Origin of the sequence: Prochlorococcus sp. MIT 1304, assembly GCF_047305015.1 — a bacterium.
Lineage (GTDB): Bacteria > Cyanobacteriota > Cyanobacteriia > PCC-6307 > Cyanobiaceae > Prochlorococcus_A > Prochlorococcus_A marinus_E.
In genome coordinates, this window is sequence record NZ_CP138974.1 from 1,053,219 (window position 1) to 1,073,148 (window position 19,930).

At 32.1% G+C, this 19,930-nt stretch carries 19 protein-coding genes; 14 read left to right on the top strand and 5 right to left on the bottom strand.

Features of this window, described 5'->3' with window-relative positions; genetic code table 11:
* The first annotated feature begins 72 nt into the window (after positions 1-72).
* The 5 genes from SIB45_RS05870 to SIB45_RS05890 are packed head-to-tail and all read left to right on the top strand — an operon-like array spanning position 73 to position 5,149.
* The gene (locus SIB45_RS05870) at positions 73-1,407 is read left to right on the top strand and encodes a YcjF family protein (RefSeq protein WP_011862616.1); all 1,335 of its coding nucleotides are present in this window, start codon (positions 73-75) and stop codon (positions 1,405-1,407) included.
* 20 nt (positions 1,408-1,427) lie between these two features.
* On the top strand, positions 1,428-2,327 hold the full coding sequence (locus SIB45_RS05875) for a metal ABC transporter substrate-binding protein (RefSeq protein WP_041484749.1): 900 nt from the start codon (positions 1,428-1,430) through the stop codon (positions 2,325-2,327).
* Positions 2,328-2,330: 3 nt separating this feature from the next.
* Positions 2,331-3,095, top strand: coding sequence for a metal ABC transporter ATP-binding protein (locus SIB45_RS05880; protein WP_011862618.1), 765 nt, complete (start codon positions 2,331-2,333; stop codon positions 3,093-3,095).
* A gap of 12 nt (positions 3,096-3,107) precedes the next feature.
* Complete coding sequence (locus tag SIB45_RS05885; RefSeq protein WP_011862619.1) at positions 3,108-3,980, top strand: metal ABC transporter permease; 873 nt, start codon at positions 3,108-3,110, stop codon at positions 3,978-3,980.
* Complete coding sequence (locus SIB45_RS05890) at positions 3,977-5,149, top strand: DUF4336 domain-containing protein (RefSeq protein ID WP_011862620.1); 1,173 nt, start codon at positions 3,977-3,979, stop codon at positions 5,147-5,149. The genes SIB45_RS05885 and SIB45_RS05890 overlap by 4 nt, the downstream gene beginning before the upstream one ends.
* 6 nt (positions 5,150-5,155) lie before the next feature.
* On the opposite strand, the gene SIB45_RS05895 is transcribed toward SIB45_RS05890, so the two are convergent.
* Both SIB45_RS05895 and lepB read right to left on the bottom strand, forming a co-directional pair.
* Positions 5,156-5,491: a DUF760 domain-containing protein gene (locus tag SIB45_RS05895; protein ID WP_011862621.1), complete on the bottom strand. Its 336-nt coding sequence runs from the start codon at positions 5,489-5,491 to the stop codon at positions 5,156-5,158.
* A gap of 45 nt (positions 5,492-5,536) precedes the next feature.
* A complete protein-coding gene (gene lepB, locus SIB45_RS05900; protein WP_011862622.1) occupies positions 5,537-6,121 on the bottom strand; it encodes a signal peptidase I in 585 nt (194 codons plus the stop codon).
* Between the two features lie 50 nt (positions 6,122-6,171).
* Here lepB and menD point away from each other — a divergent pair, with 50 nt between their 5' ends.
* Genes menD through SIB45_RS05920 form a run of 4 tightly spaced genes read left to right on the top strand, consistent with a single transcriptional unit; the run spans position 6,172 to position 11,701 of the window.
* Complete coding sequence (gene menD, locus SIB45_RS05905) at positions 6,172-7,935, top strand: 2-succinyl-5-enolpyruvyl-6-hydroxy-3-cyclohexene-1-carboxylic-acid synthase (RefSeq protein ID WP_011862623.1); 1,764 nt, start codon at positions 6,172-6,174, stop codon at positions 7,933-7,935.
* 35 nt (positions 7,936-7,970) lie between these two features.
* Positions 7,971-8,828 carry a 1,4-dihydroxy-2-naphthoyl-CoA synthase gene (menB, locus tag SIB45_RS05910; RefSeq protein ID WP_011862624.1) on the top strand — a complete coding sequence of 286 codons (858 nt, stop codon included), beginning with the start codon at positions 7,971-7,973 and terminating at the stop codon, positions 8,826-8,828.
* Between the two features lie 35 nt (positions 8,829-8,863).
* The gene (gene glgA, locus SIB45_RS05915) at positions 8,864-10,315 is read left to right on the top strand and encodes a glycogen synthase GlgA (RefSeq protein ID WP_011862625.1); all 1,452 of its coding nucleotides are present in this window, start codon (positions 8,864-8,866) and stop codon (positions 10,313-10,315) included.
* Positions 10,316-10,327: 12 nt separating this feature from the next.
* Positions 10,328-11,701: a UDP-N-acetylmuramoyl-tripeptide--D-alanyl-D-alanine ligase gene (locus SIB45_RS05920; RefSeq protein ID WP_011862626.1), complete on the top strand. Its 1,374-nt coding sequence runs from the start codon at positions 10,328-10,330 to the stop codon at positions 11,699-11,701.
* Between the two features lies 1 nt (position 11,702).
* Here SIB45_RS05920 and glmU read toward each other — a convergent pair whose 3' ends face one another.
* The 3 genes from glmU to aroA are packed head-to-tail and all read right to left on the bottom strand — an operon-like array spanning position 11,703 to position 15,312.
* A complete protein-coding gene (gene glmU, locus SIB45_RS05925; RefSeq protein WP_011862627.1) occupies positions 11,703-13,052 on the bottom strand; it encodes a bifunctional UDP-N-acetylglucosamine diphosphorylase/glucosamine-1-phosphate N-acetyltransferase GlmU in 1,350 nt (449 codons plus the stop codon).
* 19 nt (positions 13,053-13,071) lie between these two features.
* Positions 13,072-13,983, bottom strand: coding sequence for a tRNA (5-methylaminomethyl-2-thiouridine)(34)-methyltransferase MnmD (locus SIB45_RS05930; RefSeq protein ID WP_011862628.1), 912 nt, complete (start codon positions 13,981-13,983; stop codon positions 13,072-13,074).
* A gap of 12 nt (positions 13,984-13,995) precedes the next feature.
* Complete coding sequence (aroA, locus tag SIB45_RS05935; protein WP_187146063.1) at positions 13,996-15,312, bottom strand: 3-phosphoshikimate 1-carboxyvinyltransferase; 1,317 nt, start codon at positions 15,310-15,312, stop codon at positions 13,996-13,998.
* Between the two features lie 126 nt (positions 15,313-15,438).
* On the opposite strand from aroA, the gene SIB45_RS05940 reads away from it, so the two are divergent.
* Genes SIB45_RS05940 through sds form a run of 5 tightly spaced genes read left to right on the top strand, consistent with a single transcriptional unit; the run spans position 15,439 to position 19,900 of the window.
* Entirely contained in the window at positions 15,439-16,167 is a 729-nt protein-coding gene (locus SIB45_RS05940; RefSeq protein ID WP_041484670.1) for a 2-phosphosulfolactate phosphatase family protein, read from the top strand.
* Positions 16,168-16,197: 30 nt separating this feature from the next.
* Positions 16,198-17,025: a carbon-nitrogen hydrolase family protein gene (locus SIB45_RS05945; RefSeq protein ID WP_413682111.1), complete on the top strand. Its 828-nt coding sequence runs from the start codon at positions 16,198-16,200 to the stop codon at positions 17,023-17,025.
* Complete coding sequence (locus SIB45_RS05950) at positions 17,025-18,110, top strand: N-acetylmuramoyl-L-alanine amidase (RefSeq protein WP_011862632.1); 1,086 nt, start codon at positions 17,025-17,027, stop codon at positions 18,108-18,110. The genes SIB45_RS05945 and SIB45_RS05950 overlap by 1 nt, the downstream gene beginning before the upstream one ends.
* Positions 18,107-18,901 carry a glutamate racemase gene (gene murI, locus SIB45_RS05955; protein WP_011862633.1) on the top strand — a complete coding sequence of 265 codons (795 nt, stop codon included), beginning with the start codon at positions 18,107-18,109 and terminating at the stop codon, positions 18,899-18,901. Before SIB45_RS05950 ends, murI begins: the two co-directional genes overlap by 4 nt.
* A gap of 27 nt (positions 18,902-18,928) precedes the next feature.
* Positions 18,929-19,900, top strand: a complete 972-nt coding sequence (gene sds / locus SIB45_RS05960) for a solanesyl diphosphate synthase (protein ID WP_011862634.1) — start codon at positions 18,929-18,931, stop codon at positions 19,898-19,900.
* The last annotated feature ends 30 nt before the right edge of the window (positions 19,901-19,930 follow it).

Consider the following 19,930-nt stretch of genomic DNA (forward strand, 5'->3'; position numbering starts at 1 on the left):
TTAACGACTTATGAAATTTTGCTTTTCTCATTCACAACTTGCATTAAAATAAAATTAGAAAAATAAAGTATTGTGTTTGATATTAGTAAAGACAACCTTTTAAAGGATTTAATAAAGTTTCCAAAAAAAAATCTTCTTATTATTTTATTATTGTTAGGTTTTGGGGAATGGTTTGTCAGTGACTTAATTCATTTTGCAGGAGGCTCAGTAGGATTTTTTTCGTTGTGTTTGGGGGGATATTTTTACTTGAAGAATGATAAGCCTAAATTTAATGAGCCAAATAATTTAGATGGTTGGATAAATCTATGTAATGAAGATTTAAATTTTTTTGAAGAACTTGAAGCAACAAATGAATTAGAAAAACAGAATTCAAAAAGACAAAAAACACTTGAATCTATTCTTAATAGATGTGAAAAAGAAAAAATAAGTTGCATTGGACAAAAAGATTATCAAAGTTTTCAATCTGTTTTGAAAAGTAATTTCAAAGCAGATAAGTTTGACTTTGTTTTATACAAAAAACTGCCTAAATACAATTCTTCTCAAGTTATACCAGAAGAAGCTTTGAAGAGTGATGCAATCTTGTATTTTATAAACTTGCCTTTGTCAGCAAATGATTTTTTGTGGTTGGAAAAGTTTCCTAAAAATATGCCAATCTGGTTGGTGGCTTTAACTTCCAACCAAATAGAAGCCAAAAATCAGATAGAAGACCTAAAGTCTCAAATTTCAAGTGACTTTATAAACAAAATCATTACTTTTGATGTGAATAAGAGTGAAATAACAAATATACCTTTTTCTTTAAGGAAGTTTTTCATAAGTTCATCTAAAAATATTGAAAATACAAAAAAAAGGCTCTTGAAAGAACTTCATGCCGCTTGGCAATCTGAAATTGAAGGTATAAGAAGAATGCAGTTAAAAGGTATACAAAGAAAAAATCAAATTCTTGTCGCAACAACTGTTTTCTTATCTCCTATCCCATCAATTGATGTTATGGCAATGACAGTATTAAATTCTTTAATGATTAAAGAAATTAAGTCTATATGGGGATGTAATTGGTCTCCTGAAATTTTAGATAAAGTATCCAAAGAGATTTTAAAGACTGCAATTGCTCAGGGAGTTATTGAATGGAGTGGACAGACTCTAATTGGCATAACAAAATTACATGGCCCAAATTGGCTTGTTTCTGGAACATTTCAGGCTGTCAGTGCTGCTTATTTAACAAGAGTTGTATCAAGTTCTTTGGCTGATTTTATGGCAATAACAAAAGGAGTAGAAGAACCTGATTTGGATTTTATAAAGAAAAATTCTGAGAAAATAGTTGAAGAAGCTTTTGAAAAAGAAAAAATAAATTGGAAAGGATTTATTTCTGATCTTAGAAAACCACTTATAAAACTATCTTTTAATTCATAATCTTTGGATGAATGTTAAATATGAAAAAAAATATTCTTTTTTTAAGTTTGATAATTCTGCTTTCTATTGCTTCAGGCTCATGTAAGAGAATATCAAATAAAAATGAAACTAAAGAAGTAATACTGGCAAGTTTCACTGTTTTGGCGGATATAATTAGTAATATCGCTAAAGATGATTTTATTGTTAGATCAATAACGAAACCTGGAGTTGAAGTTCATGGCTACCAACCAACTCCAAGCGATTTGGTAAATGCCTCTAGTGCTTTTGTTTTTATTGATAATGGATTTGGATTTGAATTATGGGCTGAAAAATTTGTTTCTAATTTAAAAGTTAAAAGAATTACTGTCGCGGAATATTTGGATCCTATTTTTATAAGTGAAGATTTTTATAAAGGGAAACCCAATCCTCATGCCTGGATTTCTCCAAAAAGAGGGATTCTATACGTAGATATTATCGTGGATTCTTTATCAGAATTGAGGCCATCCAAAAGGACATTATTTGAAGAAAATGGAAAAATTTATAAAGATAAACTATCTAAAATAGATAAAGAATTCTCACTTTTTATTAATAACTTAAATAAAGACAGGAGGTATCTAGTAAGTTGTGAAGGGGCTTTTTCGTATCTAACAAATGATTATGGATTAAAAGAAGTTTATTTGTGGCCAGTTAATGCTGAGAGTCAAATTACTCCCAAAAGCATGGCAAGAACAATCTCGCTTGTTAAAGAAAAAAATGTTCCATCTGTATTTTGCGAAAGTACTGTAAGTAACGAATCTCAAATGGTAGTTGCAAACGAAACTGGGGCTAATTTTGGAGGAAGTCTTTTTGTTGATTCATTATCTGATGATAGTGGGCCTGCAAGTTCCTATATGAAAATGCTTGAGCATAATTTGGAATTGATAAAAAAAGGGCTTTTTTAAATTATGGAAACAATCAATTATCAAAACTTTAGGATTGAGGCAGAGAATATTTGTGTAGATTACAACGGCAAGGTGGCTTTGTATGATGCCAATTTAAGATTGAAACCTGGCCAGATTTGTGGGTTAGTAGGGATGAATGGGGCTGGCAAAACAACTTTTTTTAATGCTTTAACTGGCTTTGTAAATATTTCAAAGGGAAAAATTAGAATAAATGGAGAGTCTGTAAGATCTGCTCAAAAAGATCAGACAATTGCTTATGTTCCTCAAAATGAGGGAATTGATAGTCAATTTCCAATAAGTGTTTGGGATGTAGTGATGATGGGAAGATATGGTTCTATGAATATTTTTAGGTCTCCTAGAGAGTCTGATGTTCAGGCGGTTAAAGATGCTATTGAGAGAGTTGATCTTACTGATCATTTATCTACACCTATTGGAAACTTATCTGGAGGTCAGAGAAAACGAACTTTTTTAGCTAGAGCAATTGCGCAAAGAGCTTCAATATTACTTCTTGATGAGCCTTTTTCTGGTGTTGATATAAGAACTGAGAAACTTATCTCGGAATTATTTATTCAATTTAAAAATGAGGGGAAAACTATATTATTATCAACTCACGATATGATTCATGTCCGTGAATTTTGTGATTTGGTTCTTCTAATAAATAAAACTGTTGTAGCTTACGGAGAGACATCTGAAGTGTTTACCCCTGAAAATATTACAACCACTTTTGGGGGGATCTCACCTGATTTCTTGTTTGGACCTGAATCCTAAATTTTAAATTATATGGAGCTCTGTTCTTTTTTAACTTTAGATTCATTCATAACAGATCCTTTAACTCATGAATTTATGAGAAAAGCACTTCTTATGAGTTCACTAGTTGCAGCTGTTTGTGGTTTCCTATCAAGTTATTTGACTCTTAAAGGATGGGCTTTAATGGGAGATGCAGTGTCACATTCAGTAATGCCTGGTGTTGTGGTTGCTTATGCATTAGGTCTTCCTTTCTCATTAGGGGCATTTATTTTTGGAGTTGGGTCTGTAGCATTAATAGGGTTTATTAAGCAGAAATCTAGAGTAAAGGAAGATACTGTTATTGGTTTAGTATTTACTGGATTTTTTGCTCTTGGAATAGTATTGGTTTCTAAGATTAAAAGTAATATTGATCTGCACTCAATTCTTTTTGGTAGCCCATTAGGAATATCACTTTCAGATGTAAAACAAACTATATTTATTTGTTTATTGGTAGTGATCCTCTTATCAATTTTTAGAAAAGATTTAATGCTTTATTGTTTTGATCCTAGGCATGCAAAAACAGTTGGGATTAATGTATTTTTTCTTCATTATTTACTCCTCACATGCTTATCTTTGGCAGCTGTTGTTGGCTTACAGTCTGTTGGAATTATTTTAGTAGTTGCAATGTTGATTACACCAGGGGCTACAGCATATTTACTTACGGATAAGTTTGATAATATGACAGTAATTTCAGTATTAAGTGCAATTATCTCAAGTCTTATAGGAATCTATGTTAGTTTTTGGTTTGATCTTGAAACAGGTGGATCAATTGTATTGGCGCAAACTTTTATTTTTTTATTTGCTTTTTTATTCGCTCCAAGATATGGAATATTTAAGTTAAAGAAACTATTTGCTGGGTATAAATGATAGCGGTGGAAGAAACTTTAAATAAAAAATGGAGTTGGTGGCCATTATTCCCCTTATATCCTTATGGAAAAAAGAAAACAATTTTTAGAGAATTAATCCCTGATCAAATATGGTCCTTGGAACAAATACAGGGACTTTATTATGTTGCTGTTCCAATAAGAATGACTGTAATAAAGGTTGATAATGGATTGATGCTAATAAATCCATTGCCTCCGACAAAAGAATTAATAAATGAGTTAGAAAAATTAACTGCGATTCACGGCAAAGTAAAAACAATAATTTTACCGAGTGCCTCTGGACTAGAACATAAAATTGGACTGCCAGCTCTTTCAAGAATTTTTAAAGATGCAGAAATTTGGCTTTGTCCTGGACAATGGAGTTTTCCCATAAATCTACCATTAGATTTTTTAGGAATTCCATCAAAAAGATCAAGAATACTGTTTGAGGAAGGTACTCCATATACAAACTCCTTTAAATGGTCTTCATTAGGACCATTAAATTTAGGACTTGGAAGATATCAGGAGATAAGCTGTTTCCATTACCCTACGAAAACTCTTCATGTAACAGACGCAATAGTTGGAATAGACTCCAAACCACCTGAGATATTTAATTTTGATCCAACTCCACTTCTTTTTCATTCTAGAGAGAGAGGAGATGAACCTTTGATTGACACCATCGAACAAAGAAAAAAAGGATGGAAAAGGTTAGTCTTATTTTCATCTTTTTTGAAACCAGGAAAATTAAATATTCCACCTTTAAAAGAAATATTTAATTATTCATTCAAAAAAGATCTTAGAAATTGGAGATCTCATTTCGGTATTTATCCCTTTTTATGGGACGAAGATTGGGAATCCTCTCTTGTTGAAATAATGGGTAAAGATACTCCTAAAATTCAAATTGCACCAGTTTTACAAAAATTAATTTTTCCGCGTTCAAAAGAAGTATTACTTAAATGGCTAGAAAATATAAAGTCTTTTGAAGATATGCAATATTTAATTCCAGCTCATTTTACGGCACCAATAAAATTTACAATAGAAGATTGTCAAAAATTAATTGATGAAATTAATTCCCAAAAGTGGGATAAACTTCCTGAGGATAATAAATTTTTGATGAGTTTATATAAAAAATTGTTTGAACTAGGAATAATTCCGGAAGAAGTAAATCTTTAAAAACTATTATTCTTCAATAGACATGTTTTCATCATTTTTGAGTGTTTGTTCCAGCTCTTTTCTTTGCTCCATTTGTCTTAAGAAATATCCTGTCATCATTGCAGAAGATAATAAATTAGCAATGTTCTCTTTTGAAGATGTTATTTTTACATCAAATTGATCTGAAGGAAGCATTCCAAGAAGACCTTGAACATTATGTCTAATAATTTCTTGAATATCTTCACTAGCTGATTTTGCTACTCTTTGAAGAACTTCTGGGGATTGTTTTTGTAAATATTGAATTAAATCATTTTCATCGTTTGGATCATTATTTTCAGTAGCAAGAAATTCTGGATTAAACATTTCTACAGCTTCAAGATATAAAAACCCTACAACATCAAGTACCCATTAATCTAAATTATTAAGGGCAGGGAACCGAATAGGTCCAATTTTATTAAAAGGCCAATATCTAAAAATAGCTTTACCAATAACTTTTTTATAGGGTAAAAACCCCCAAATATGTGAGTCCATACTATTATTTCTATTATCTCCCATCACCCATAATGAGTCTTCTGGAACAATAAAAGGCCCAATAGAATAGTTAATATTTTGGTCAAAAAAGTAATTTCTTTGGGCGATATCATTTAAGTAAAGGTTACCGTCTCTAACTTCTACCTTGTCACCTGGGGTTCCAATTACTCTTTTTATTAGTGCAGTATCTGCCTCATAACCAGCATTAATTAATTGTTCCGGAACGTTAAAAACAACTATTTTATTTTTTAATTTTGCAAGATTTGATTTGGATGTGATTTTAGGGGTTAATTTTTCAACAAGAATTTTATCTTGTATTTGAAGAGTTGGAAGCATGGAACCGGATGGGATCCATCTTGGCTCTATAACCTGCCATCGTATAATTAAAGCTATAGATATCCAGATTAAAAGATTTTTTAAATCCCTTAGTATTGAATTTCTTTTTTCTTGAGTTGTAGACATTTTTTATTTAATTCAGTTATGAGGAAAATCCCAAAGCATTTATGTAAATTATGACATCATCTATTGAATGCCAAAATTTTCTTAGAAGTTTACAACTTTTGAATCTTCTTATAAAAATAGGAGTTCAAAATTTAATACTATGTCCTGGTAGTAGATCAGCACCTTTAGCAATAGCTGCTGGAGAATTAAATAAATTAGGAATGGTAAATATTTTTAATTCAATAGATGAGAGATCAGCGGGATTCCACTCTCTTGGGATTTCTGCCGCATCAGGTAATCTTTCTTTAGTTATTACAACTTCTGGGACTGCGGTAAGTAACTTATTGCCAGCAGCAGTTGAGGCAGATCGATCTTGTAAAGGTGTTATATTTCTTACTGCCGACAGACCCTTAAGATTAAAAGATTGTGGCGCTAACCAAACAGTAAATCAAGAAGATTTTTTGAGTTCAGTGTGTAGAAGTGTTTTAAGTACAAATCTAAATGGACTTCATGAAACGCAAGAAAATGAAATCTTGAATTTAGTTCGAATTACTGAGAAACAAATATCAACCTTCCCTGGTCCTATTCATTTAAATATTCCTATTGATAAGCCTTTAGATATTTCATTTTTGAATAAAAAAAATGTTTTAGAGGTTTTTAAAAGAATTTATTTAAAGAAACAATATGTCTTTCAAAAAGTTGAAATAAAGTCTGATAAAAACAAATTCTTAGAAATTTCAAAAATTTTTAATTTAGATGAATCTGGCATTATTTTGGTAGGTCCCTATCAAGGTTCAGTAAATGACTTATCTTCTTTCAATAAATCTTTAGAACAATTACAAGAAATTACTGGTTGGCCAGTATTTGCTGATCCTGTTTCAGGAGTTTATTCTGATTTGAGAGGATTAGTTGTAAATTGGGAATTAGTCTTAAGAAAACATAAGAATCTTATTAAATGTAAACAACTTTTAAGGCTTGGTCCTATGTCATCTTCAATTGATTTAGAGAATTTTCTAATAAAGTTTGAAGGTATACAAATTCTTATAAAAGAAAAAAATTATAGAAAATTGGACCCTATAAAAAAATCATTTGAATATGATTTTGGGCTATTAAATTTTACTTCTATATTGCTAGAGGAATTATCATTTAATGAAAAAAACAAAAAGTCTCTTACTCCGTTAGCTCTAGATCTCATAGAGGAAGGTAAGCAAATTAAAGATATTTTAAAAGACGAAATTATTATTGATAATAAAATTACTGAATATAAGCTTGCAAATCTTGTTCCAAAGCTTTGGCCAGCTGAACATCCAATAATGCTCTCCGCTAGTAGCCCGATTAGAGATTGGCTTACTTTTTCTGAGAATGGTACTTTAACAAGAAATTGTTTCAGCTTTAGAGGAGCTTCTGGAATAGATGGTACTTTATCTCTTGCATTAGGAATTTCTAGAATTAAAAATCCTTTACTTCTCGTGACTGGGGATTTGGCTTTTGTTCATGATATAAACGGTTGGCTAATTGAGAATTCAGTCGACATGAATTTAACAATTCTTCTAATAGATAATAATGGTGGAAATATATTTAATCGTATTTATAAAAAAAATTTAAAAGAAGATGAATTTAAAAAACTATTTCTTATGCCTAAAGAAATAAACTGGTCAAAACTCTCAGAGAGCTATCAAGTAAAATTTAAAAGTGTGTCAAATTTTAAAAAATTACGAGAGGCATTCGATTGGAGCATTTCTATCCAGAAATCTGTAATAATTAAAGTTGATATTGATCCAGAAAATGAAATTTATGAAAAAAATGCCCTGCTAGAAAAAATAATTGGCAGTTAAATTCATTTCTTTCTATCTTTAAATAATTAGTATTCATGAAAGTATTACCTGGTAAAACAAGCTTAAATTGGACAGAATACAAATCTTATGAGGATATATTGTTTCATAAATCAGATGAGGGAATTGCGAGAATTGCAATTAATCGCCCTGAAAAAAGAAATGCATTTAGGCCACAAACTGTAGATGAACTCATTAACGCATTTAATATCGTAAGAAATGATGAAAATATTGGAGTAGTTCTTTTTACAGGTGCGGGACCTGACAAGAGAGGTATTTATTCTTTTTGCTCTGGAGGCGATCAGAGTGTAAGAGGTGAAAATGGATATAAAAATGATGAAGGGAAGCAGAGGTTAAATGTACTTGAACTTCAAAGATTAATAAGAAGTTTGCCTAAAGTAGTTATTGCCTTAGTTCCTGGTTTTGCAATTGGAGGAGGTCAGGTACTTCATTTAATTTGTGATCTTAGCATTGCCGCAGAAAATGCAATTTTTGGTCAAACAGGTCCAAGAGTTGGTAGTTTTGATGCTGGATTTGGATCTAGTTATTTGGCAAGACTCGTTGGTCAAAGAAAAGCAAAAGAAATTTGGTTTTTATGTAGAAAATATAATTCGAAAGAAGCATTAGAGATGGGCTTGATAAATGCAATTACAAAGATTGAAGAATTAGAAGCTGAGGGTGTAATCTGGGCAAGAGAGATTTTACGTAATAGTCCTACTGCTATTCGTATTCTTAAGGCTTCATTCAACGCGGAGAATGATGGAATTGCTGGTATTCAAGAATTATCTGGATACACAACTCAATTATTTTATTCGTCTGAAGAAGCTCAAGAAGGTAGAGATGCCTTTCTCGAGAAGCGTCCACCAGACTTTTCTGAATATAAGTGGACACCCTAGTTTATTCTTCAAAAGACCTTTTTAAATAATTATCAATGAGAATTCTTCTTGCCGCTGCTGAATGTGCTCCAATGATCAAAGTTGGAGGTATGGGAGATGTGGTTGGATCATTACCTCCATCTTTGATAAAACTTGGTCATGATGTAAGGGTGATAATTCCAGGATATGGGAAATTGTGGAGTCTTTTAGATGTATCGAATGAACCAGTCTTTAGAGCAAATACAATGGGGACTGATTTCTCTGTATATGAAGCAAAACATCCCATACATAATTATGTAATTTACTTAGTGGGTCATCCAACATTTGACTCTGACCAAATATACGGAGGCGAAAATGAGGACTGGCGTTTTACATTTTTTGCTAGTGCCACTGCAGAATTTGCCTGGAATTGTTGGAAACCCCAAGTTCTCCATTGCCATGATTGGCATACTGGGATGATTCCTGTTTGGATGCATCAGGACCCCGAAATTAGCACTGTCTTTACAATTCATAATTTAAAATATCAAGGCCCTTGGAGATGGAAACTAGAAAAAATGACTTGGTGCCCTTGGTATATGCATGGAGACCACACAATGGCTGCGGCCATGTTGTATGCAGATAGAGTAAATGCTGTTTCGCCGACTTATGCAGATGAAATTAAAACCCATGAATACGGGGAAAGTCTCGAAGGATTACTTAACTATATTTCAGGTAAATTAAGGGGAATTCTTAATGGCATAGATCTTGATGAATGGAATCCAGCCAAAGATTCAGTTTTACCCGCAAAGTTTAGTATTAATAATTTAGAAAATAGGCAAGAAAATAAGAAAATTCTGCAGAGAGAAATGGGTCTTGAAGTAAATCCTAAAAAATATCTCTTAGGTATGGTTAGTAGGTTAGTTGATCAGAAAGGGGTTGACTTACTTCTACAAGTTTCAAGAAGACTTTTAGCCTATACAGATTCTCAAATAGCTGTTTTAGGGACTGGAGATAGATATTTAGAGTCTGGATTATGGCAACTGGCATTAGATTACCCAGGAAGATTTTCAGTATTTCTTACATATGATGATTCTTTATCAAGACTTATATATGGCGGATCTGATGCATTCTTAATGCCCAGTAGATTTGAACCATGTGGTATTAGTCAACTCTTGGCGATGAGATATGGCTCTATTCCAATAGTAAGGCGAGTTGGAGGTTTAGTTGATACTGTTTTACCTCATGATCCAGAAAATAATAGTGGTACAGGTTTCTGCTTTGATCGTTTTGAACCTATAGATTTTTATACTTCTTTAGTAAGGTCTTGGGAAGCTTTTAGGCATAAAGATAGTTGGAAATTGCTACAAAAAAGAGCAATGAGCCAAGAGTTTAGTTGGCAAAGATCAGCTCTTGAATACGAAATTATGTATAAGGATGTTTGCGGAATAAAGGAACCATCACCAGATGTTGCTGAAGTTGAGAAATTTTCTTATGGACAATCAGCTGATCCATCTTTAAAAAAAGTATGACTTAAATTCTTAATGGATTTCTCTTTTTTTGAAATAAAAGATGTTTTGGGTGATATTAAAAATCTGGGCGAGGGGGGAATAGATTCTTTAAATTTCAAGAATATATGTATTGATAGTAGAACTTGTTTGAAAAATGATCTTTTTATAGCTATCAAGGGTAAAAATTTTGACGGACATAATTTTCTTCCAGACGTTTTAAATAAAGGGGTTAAATCAGTAGTTATAAAAGAAGGTATGCAGAAATTACTTCCTGATAATTTTCCTTGTTGGGTTGTTAGTGACACTTTAAATGCATTTCAAAAATTAACCTTGCTCAAAAGAAAAAAATTAAGTATCCCTGTGGTTGCCATAACTGGTTCAGTCGGTAAAACAACTACAAAAGAAATGGTTGGTGAGGTTTTAAATAAACTTGGAAAAATTAAATTATCCCATGCAAATTTTAATAATGAGATTGGGGTTGGTCTCACTATTCTTGCTACAGATAAAGAAGATAAAGTTTTGGTCCTTGAGATGGGAATGAGAGGTCTTGGACAGATCGAAAATTTATCTAAATATAGTAAACCCGATATTGCAGTAATTACTAACATTGGGACAGCACATATTGGATTGTTAGGCTCTAAAAAAAATATTACTTATGCTAAGTGTGAAATTAGTAAATTTTTAAATCCCAAAGGAGTTGTAATAATACCAGCTAATGATTTACTTCTTGAAGAAACTTTAAGAGAATACTGGAAAGGTAGGGTAACAAAAGTAGAACTTCTTAATATAGAAAATCAAAATGACAGTTTTAAGAAAGATAATAATTTGCGAGGATTTTATAATCCCTCTAATAAAACAATCTTAATCGAAGAAAATATCTTTGAAATTTCATTTGAGGGATTTCACAATGCTTCAAATTTCCTATTGGCTTATGCAGTTGCCAAAGAGCTAGGCATTGATTTTGAAAGTTTTAATAAATTTGATTTTGTAAGTTTAGGTGGAAGAAATAAAATTCTTAAATCAGTAAAAACAACAATATATGATGAATCATATAATGCTTCGCCAGAGTCAGTAAAAGCATGTATTAAAACCCTCCTTGAAAAACCGAGAAATAAATTTTTCATATTTGGAAGTATGCAAGAATTGGGAGAAGAATCTGAAAAATTTCATAAAGAAATATTCAACTTAATAAATAATTCAGACATAGAAAAGTGTTTATTTATTTGTGATAAAAAAAATAAAAAAATTTACACCAATTATCTCAAAGATAAGAAAAAATTTTTAGTTTTAAATAATATTAAAGATGTACCTAAAGAGATAAACAAATCCACAAAAAAAGGTGATTCTATTCTTATTAAAGGGAGCAGAAGTTGGCAACTTGAAAAAATTATTGAATTAATCAATTAGATCAGGATTTCTTTCTTTCCCAATTTTCTATATTTACTTGCTGAGTTCTTGAGATTGCTAATGAATTATCTTTTGAGTCTTTTGTGATCACTGAACCAGCTCCTGTTGTAACTGATTCCCCAAGATTTATTGGCGCTACAAAAACTGTATTTGCACCAATGCTGGAATTTTTACCAATTTTTGTTTGATGTTTTTTCTCGCCATCAAAATTTGCAGTAATAGTACCTGCTCCAATATTTGTAGATCTTCCAATAATAGAATCGCCAATATAACTTAAATGGTTTACTTTAGATTCTTCCTCTAATTGACTATTTTTAATTTCAACAAAATTACCTATTTTGCTAAAGGAAGATATTTTGGAATTAGGTCTTATATGACTATAAGGGCCAATTTTTATATAATCCATTATCTGAGAAGCATAAACAGTAGAGTTTGAAATTTCACAATTTAATCCCACATAAGAATTCTCAATAAAAGTATTTGGTCCGATAATGCAATGACTTTTTATTTTTGTATTTCCTCTTAGATGTGTATTCGCCTCTATAATCACATCCTTACCAATTTCAGCTTCTTCACTAATTGAACAACTTGCTTTATTAATAAAAGTTACCCCATTAAGCATATGCTTTTCTTTAATTGAATTCTGCATATTTTCCTCGCATTCTGATAGTTGAATTCTGTTATTAATCCCTTGAAGCTCTCCATTATCCTCTACCTCGAGGCTTAAGGAATTTTTTAGCATAGATATGGTATCTGTTAAGTAAATTTCTTTTTGATTATTATTACTTCGCAAGGTATTAATTATTTCTGACAATTTACCCCAGTTAAAACAGTAAACACCCGCATTTATTAATCGGTTTTCTCTTTCTAGATCATTGCAATCTTTTTCTTCAACAATTCTCTCTATAAAATCTCCCTTTAAAAAAACTCTGCCATATCCGTGAGGATTTCTTTTCTTTGTAGTAATTAAAGAAACATCGGCATTTTTTGAATCGTGTAAATATAAAAGCCTTTTTAAAGTACTAGGCCTAATGAGTGGCACATCGCCGTTAAGGACTAAAAGTTTTCCTTCATGTTTTTTTACTTCTCTACAAAGTATTTGGATAGCATGACCGGTTCCTGATTGAGGTTCTTGAATAACAATATGAATTTTTTTTTCGTTTGAAATTGACTTTTCTACTTCTTTTGATTTGTGTCCAGTAATTACGAAAATTTGATCAGGTTTTAATTCCACACATGAATCAATTACTCTTTGTAGAAGACTTTTGCCAGAAATTTTATGTAAAACTTTTGGCAATGAGCTTTCCATCCTAGTGCCCTTGCCTGCCGCTAATATCGCAACACTTAACATGTTTATTTGAAATCCCTATTTAAATCTTACTCTTAACGGATAACTTCGTCATTCCCCACTTCTCTCTCCATTTATTTGTAGATAATAGATTTGAAAAAAATTGCTCATCCAATCTTCTCTTGATTATATCGTCTTTGCTTGAGTTTAAATCTTGATCTCTATATGGAATACTTGCTTTAGTTAAGAGATGTTCCTCTTCCATTAAAGATAACTTTTCAAAATTGAAATTAGGTTTTAATTTTTTGTTATTAAATTTTGGTATCGCAACAGTTCCCTGACTCCAAAAAATTCTATTTTTAATACTTGGCTTAATAGTAAAAATTTCTAATCCAAGATTTCTTAAAGTTTTTCTTACTGCCGCTGATGAAGAATAAGTTATTAAATAACCTTGAGAATTAAGATTTTCTGAGACTTTAGATAAAAATTCCATTGTCCATACTTGTGGGCATTTTTGAGGAGAAAAACCATCTAAATAAATCAGATCGAATTTAATAGAGGAAGGAATAATTTTGATTTTTTCTCTCGCATCACCCCACAACACACTGCATTTAAAAAATTGATCCTCAAAGTAATCTTGTCGATACATTGATTCAAATATTGTTTTGACTTTTGGATCCCATAATTTAAGAAAAGATTCATTTCTCAGCGAATATTCAAGTGGCTTTTTATCAATCTCCAACGCATACAAATTTAAATACGATTTTTGTTTAATTAATTCATCTAATAAAGAAGCGGAATTGTATCCTAAACCAAAACATATATCCAATACATTAAGAGATTTACCCTTAAATCTTTGTAAATTAGAAGTAGATGTAAATTTCAACTTTGTTTCCTCCAATGCGCCCAATAAACTATGGAAGTTCTCTTGAAAAAACAAACTTCTTAATGAGTAACTACCATCTTTAGTTAAAATTTCTATTAATTCAGACAAAAACTTTTTAGGCTAGTTAGTTAGTTTGGCAAGCTCTTCCCAAAAAGTGGGATACGAGACGCTAGCTGCATCTGCTCTCATGATTTTTGAGGTACCTTTGGCAAGCAGTGAAGCAATAGCAAGACTCATTGCTACTCGATGATCTGTCTCACTATCTACCTCCGCAGAATGAAATTTTGATTGCCCATTAATAATTAACCCATCCTCTTTTTCTGTTATTTCAGCACCGAATTTTTGTAACTGTCGTGCCATGACTTTTAATCTATCTGTCTCTTTAACCCTTAATTCTTGTGCATCCTTAATTTCAGAAACTCCATTACAAAAACAAGCAGCCACAGTAAGGATAGGAATTTCATCTATGAGTTTTGGGAGAATATCTCCTTCAATAATGAATGATTTTAAATTATTTGAAGTCTTTACTTTTATAGATCCAATAGGTTCACCAGCAATAGTCGATTTATCTAAAATCTCATAATTGCAACCCATTGAATTCATAATATTTAAAATCCCTGTTCTAGTGGGATTTAATCCGACATTCTGAATTAAAACCTCTGAATTTGGAACAATAGATGCAGCAATCATCCAAAAAGAAGCAGAGCTTATGTCTCCAGGAATCAATATTTTCTGGCCAATTAAACTTCCCCCTGACTTGATAACTACATTTCTTCCAAATTCCCCTCTGATAGTGATGTCTGCTCCAAATGCTTTCAACATTCTTTCAGTATGATCTCTTGAAGAGGCTGGTTCAATAACAGAAGTGGTTCCAGAAGCTTTGAGGCCTGCCAATAAGATTGCGGATTTTACTTGAGCACTCGCTACTGGAGTTCCCATAACACATCCTTTTAGTTTATTCCCATTAATTGAGATTGGTGCTTTGTTCCCTTTTTCTCTACCAAAAATTTTGCCACCCATCAATGATAATGGTTTACCCACTCTCCCCATTGGCCTTTCATTAAGAGAAATATCACCAGTTAAGATAAAATTCTTGCCTTCTTGACCGGCAAGTAACCCCATTAATAATCTCATGGTGGTTCCCGAATTCCCGCAATTGAGAATCTCTTTGGGCTCTTTTAATCCATTAATACCCAATCCTGAAATCGTAAAAGGCTTATCTTTTTTTATTTCTGGTATATTTACACCTAATTTTCTAAGACAATCAGCAGTTGAAAGGGGATCTTCAGAATATAAAAACCCCTCAATAGTCGTTTCACCCTCAGCAATACTCCCAATTATTAAAGCTCTATGAGAGATGGATTTATCTCCTGGTACTTTTATTTTTCCTTTTAAATTAACTCCACCTTTAATTGTGCGGATATTATTCATTTTCAATTTAAATACTTGATAAGATTTCTGTAAAAACAAATTAGTTCTATCTTATCAATAAGTTTGTTTTTAAAAAAAAATAATCAAATTAAGTAACTGTTTTCTATAATAATTTTAGAAAAGGAACTAATCATTAATCTCACTTATTATCACGTTGCAAAGGATGTTCCGGAATTTAATCCTGATATTGCAGTTGTAATTGATGTTTTAAGAGCTACAACCACTATTTCTTGGGCTTTAAATAATGGAGCCGATTCAATACAAGTCTTTGCAGATTTAGATCTATTGAAAGAGTCTGCAATCAAGTGGCAAGCTGATGAGAGACTAATGCTCGGAGAGAGAGGTGGCAAGAAGATTGAGGGCTTTGATTTAGGAAATTCTCCTTTATCAGTTACAAAAAATGTTGTTAATGGTAAAAGACTTTTTATGAGTACGACTAATGGGACTAAGTCATTGGAAAAAGTTCAAAATGCCACCCATTTGTTTGCTATGGGACTCCCAAATAGAAAAGCAGTTGCCGAAAAAATCATTTCATTAAAAAGAGAAAATGTTTTAATACTTGGGAGTGGTTGGGAAGGGTCATATTCACTTGAGGATTCTTTGGCTGCAGGTGCTTTGGCCTCATACTTTAAACAGAACTGTGATTTTGAAATTAATATCATAAACGACGAATTACAGGCTGCTTTAGCACTCTGGGATTTTTGGAAAAATGATATTTTGAAATGTTTAAAAACAGCAACCCATGGCAAAAGATTGACAAGTCTTGGAGATTATGAGGATGATTTAAAATGTTGCTCTGAACTTGATTGCTTAGATATTGTTCCAGCTCAAGTTGAAAGAGGTGTGATTCGTGCCTCATGATTTACGAATTGGTTCACTAGGAGTAAAGTCTTGACTGATTTTTTGGTAGCTGCATTGCAAATTACAAGTACTTCAAATGTTGAAGCGAATTTCATTGAAGCAGAAGAACAGATTGAATTAGCTGCTAGAAGAGGTGCTGAGTTAATTGGATTGCCCGAGAATTTTGCTTTTTTAGGAGGAGATGATGAAAAACTTAGATTAGCTTCGGAATTGTCAGAAAAGTGTGCAAATTTTCTAAAAACTATGTCACAAAGGTATCAAGTATTTCTTTTGGGAGGGGGTAATCCTGTCCCTGCTGGTGATGACAGTCATACTTTTAATAGATCAGCACTATTTGGTAAAGATGGACAGGTTTTGGCAAAATATGACAAAATTCATTTGTTTGATGTTGATTTGCCAGATGGAAATTTATATAAGGAATCATCCACTATTTTATCTGGGAAAGAGTATCCGCCTGTTGTAGATATTCCGGGCTTATGCAAAATAGGATTATCAATTTGTTATGACGTTAGATTTCCTGAACTCTATAGATATTTGTCTTCAAATGGTGCAGAACTAATTATGATTCCTGCAGCTTTTACAGCATTTACTGGAAAAGATCATTGGCAAATCCTATTACAAGCAAGAGCAATTGAGAATACTGCATATGTAGTCGCTCCAGCTCAAACTGGGATTCATTATGGGAGAAGGCAAAGTCATGGCCATGCAATGGTAATTGACCCTTGGGGTACAGTTTTATCTGATGCCGGAAAAACTCAGGGAGCTGCAATAGCTCCTGCTGATAAAGAAAGAGTAAAGAAAATAAGGGAGCAGATGCCAAGCCTTAAACATAGGAAAAATAAGTTGTTTTCAAAATAATGATAAAGTTTTTAGATAATAAACTTTTTCGTTATTTATCCGTTTTTTTATTTTTAAATTCTTTAATCCTTCCAGTTAAATCGTCAAGTGCTCTGGCGGCGTGGGTCCTAAAGAATAATGGGGTTTTAGAATTAAGAACTAAATCAAATACAAATTTAAAAGCATACTTTCAGAAGTCTAACCAAATATCTGGGGATAGATTCTGGGTAGATTTTCCAGGAGAATTAAAAAATCCCAGAATAATAAAAGGTAATGGCCCTATTAAAGAAATTAGATTAGGTAAACCAAATAAGGGTAAAACAAGATTAGTAATTGAATTTAAAGAAGAAACTTATTTAGAACCTTTGACTTGGAAAATGGTTGGCTTAGATCAAAATAGATGGAGAATCAAACTATTTAACCCAAAATATTCATTTAAAAAGATTGGCGAAGGTTTAGTTGAAAAGAAAAGAGGAAATATCAAAGCAAATCAAAATTTTATTCATAAGAAGAAAAACAATTATGGTTACTTGAAACTACCAGAGGTAAAACGAAACAAGTTTGAGGTTGTAATCGATCCAGGGCATGGAGGACCTGATCCAGGAGCAATAGGCATTGGTGGTATTAGAGAAACAGATGTTGTTCTAGAGGTTTCAAAAATAGTTAAAAATTTACTTTCTGAGAAAGGTGTCAAGGTTAGGTTGACTAGAACAAATGAAGTCGATTTGGATTTACCTCCAAGAGTTTCCATTGCTAATAATACGGATGCAGATATCTTTGTAAGTATTCATGCAAATGCCTCAAGAGGTAAAAGAAGGGACATAAATGGATTGGAAACCTTTTATTACAGAGGGTGGAGAGGAAGGTTACTCGCAAAAAGAATTCAAAAACAAATCTTAATAGTTTCCCCTGGAAGTCCTGATCGAGGAGTTAAACAAGGTCGATTTTATGTGATTAAAAATACTAGGATGCCTGCAGTACTTGTAGAAATTGGATTTTTAACGGGAAGATTAGATGCAAGAAGGTTAGAAAAAATAACGCATCGAAAAAGATTAGCCTATGCAATTGCAAAAGGCATCCTCGAATATCTTGATAAAGTAGGGTGAAAATTAAAGTAGGTATATTTGATAGCGGAATAGGTGGTTTTACTATCCTTAATTCTTTACTAAAAATACGTAAAGATGTAGAAGTTTTTTATTTGGCGGATACAAAAAGAATACCTTTTGGGAACAAAGACTCCAAAGAGATAAGATTAATTGCAAAGGAGATTTGTACTTTTTTTGTTGATAAGAATCTAGATGCACTTTTAGTTGCTTGTAATACTACAAATGCTTGTGCGCTTGATATTCTTGAAGATAATCTAAAGATTCCTTGTTTTGACCTTATAAACTCAGTATCGGAATTAGTTGAAAAACAAATAATTGGTGTCCTAGCAACTTCAACAACTGTTCGATCATCGTATTATGAAAAAGCTATAAATACTAAAAAAGAGAATACGATAATATTGCAACAAGAATGTCCAAAATTTGTATCGGAAATTGAAAAAGAAAAATTAAATCTTGATAAGTTAAATAGTCTTTCAGACTTATACTTAAGACCACTAATAAACAAAAATATTGAAGAATTAATACTTGGATGCAGTCACTATCCTTTGATTTATGACATATTAAGAAAAAAATTAGGTCCAAATATAAAAATTATTGATCCATCGATAGGATTAATAAAAAAATTTAATGAATCTTTTGCTATTCCAGAAACTGAGCGCTGTGAGAGTATTTCTTTCGAAAATGTAAAATTTTTTGTTACTTCAGAAAGAGATAATTTTTCCAATAAAGTAAAATTTTGGCTTGGAATTAATAAAGAAATTAGGGTTGTTAACCTCCGAAGTAATGTTTGATTCCTTAATATATAAGAGAGGTCAATCATGAATACAGTAACAGAGCTACTACAACCAGTTGAAAATGATCTTGATGATCTTATTCTTGAACTGAAAAATCTAATAGGAGCTGGTCATCCAATTCTTCAAGCAGCAGCGGAACATCTATTTAGCGCTGGAGGAAAAAGACTGAGGCCGGGAATTGTTCTGTTAATTTCAAAAGCTATATCTCCGGAATTTTGCTTGACAACCAAACATAAAAGGCTTGCTGAAATAACTGAGATGATTCATACAGCCTCATTAGTCCATGATGATGTTGTTGATGAGGCGTCTACAAGAAGAGGAGTAGATACAGTTCATAGTAGATTTAATACCAGAGTAGCTGTTTTGGCGGGTGACTTTTTATTTGCTCAAGCTAGTTGGCACCTAGCAAATCTTGACAATGTAAATGTAGTTAAATTACTTAGTAGAGTAATAATGGATTTAGCAGAAGGCGAAATTAAACAAAACTTAAATAGATTTGATTCAGCTCAATCTTTTCCCAAATACATCAATAAAAGTTATTGTAAAACAGCATCATTAATAGCAAATAGTTGCAAAGCAGCTGGAGTTTTGAGTGGGATTAATGACGAAAACTTAACCTCGCTTTACGATTTTGGCAAAAATATTGGTTTAGCATTCCAAGTTGTAGATGACATTCTTGACTTTACTGGAAATGATAAACAACTTGGAAAACCTGCTGTAAGTGATCTTGCTAGTGGTTATCTTACCGCCCCAGTTTTATATGCCTTAGAAGAAAATAAACAATTGTCAGTTCTTATAAACAGAGAACTTGCTGAAAAAGATGATTTAGATAATGCTCTTAATATCATAATGAACTCTAAAGCTATTGAAAGTTCAAGAAAACTAGCTGAGGATTTTGCAATGCTCTCTAAAGAGGCTATAGTCTGGCTTCCTGATTCAGAATATAAAAGAGCTTTAATGGCTCTTCCAGAATTTGTTCTAAGCCGCATTTATTAGATCTATTAGAAATAAATCTTTGAGCTAAAT

Coding starts and splice junctions, on each gene's coding strand:
- SIB45_RS05875 (WP_041484749.1), top strand. CDS start 1,428: ATGAAAAAAAATATTCTTTTTTTAAGTTTGATAATTCTGCTTTCTATT.
- SIB45_RS05880 (WP_011862618.1), top strand. CDS start 2,331: ATGGAAACAATCAATTATCAAAACTTTAGGATTGAGGCAGAGAATATT.
- SIB45_RS05885 (WP_011862619.1), top strand. CDS start 3,108: ATGGAGCTCTGTTCTTTTTTAACTTTAGATTCATTCATAACAGATCCT.
- SIB45_RS05890 (WP_011862620.1), top strand. CDS start 3,977: ATGATAGCGGTGGAAGAAACTTTAAATAAAAAATGGAGTTGGTGGCCA.
- SIB45_RS05895 (WP_011862621.1), bottom strand. CDS start 5,491: ATGTTTAATCCAGAATTTCTTGCTACTGAAAATAATGATCCAAACGAT.
- lepB (WP_011862622.1), bottom strand. CDS start 6,121: ATGTCTACAACTCAAGAAAAAAGAAATTCAATACTAAGGGATTTAAAA.
- menD (WP_011862623.1), top strand. CDS start 6,172: ATGACATCATCTATTGAATGCCAAAATTTTCTTAGAAGTTTACAACTT.
- menB (WP_011862624.1), top strand. CDS start 7,971: ATGAAAGTATTACCTGGTAAAACAAGCTTAAATTGGACAGAATACAAA.
- glgA (WP_011862625.1), top strand. CDS start 8,864: ATGAGAATTCTTCTTGCCGCTGCTGAATGTGCTCCAATGATCAAAGTT.
- SIB45_RS05920 (WP_011862626.1), top strand. CDS start 10,328: ATGGATTTCTCTTTTTTTGAAATAAAAGATGTTTTGGGTGATATTAAA.
- glmU (WP_011862627.1), bottom strand. CDS start 13,052: ATGTTAAGTGTTGCGATATTAGCGGCAGGCAAGGGCACTAGGATGGAA.
- SIB45_RS05950 (WP_011862632.1), top strand. CDS start 17,025: ATGATAAAGTTTTTAGATAATAAACTTTTTCGTTATTTATCCGTTTTT.
- sds (WP_011862634.1), top strand. CDS start 18,929: ATGAATACAGTAACAGAGCTACTACAACCAGTTGAAAATGATCTTGAT.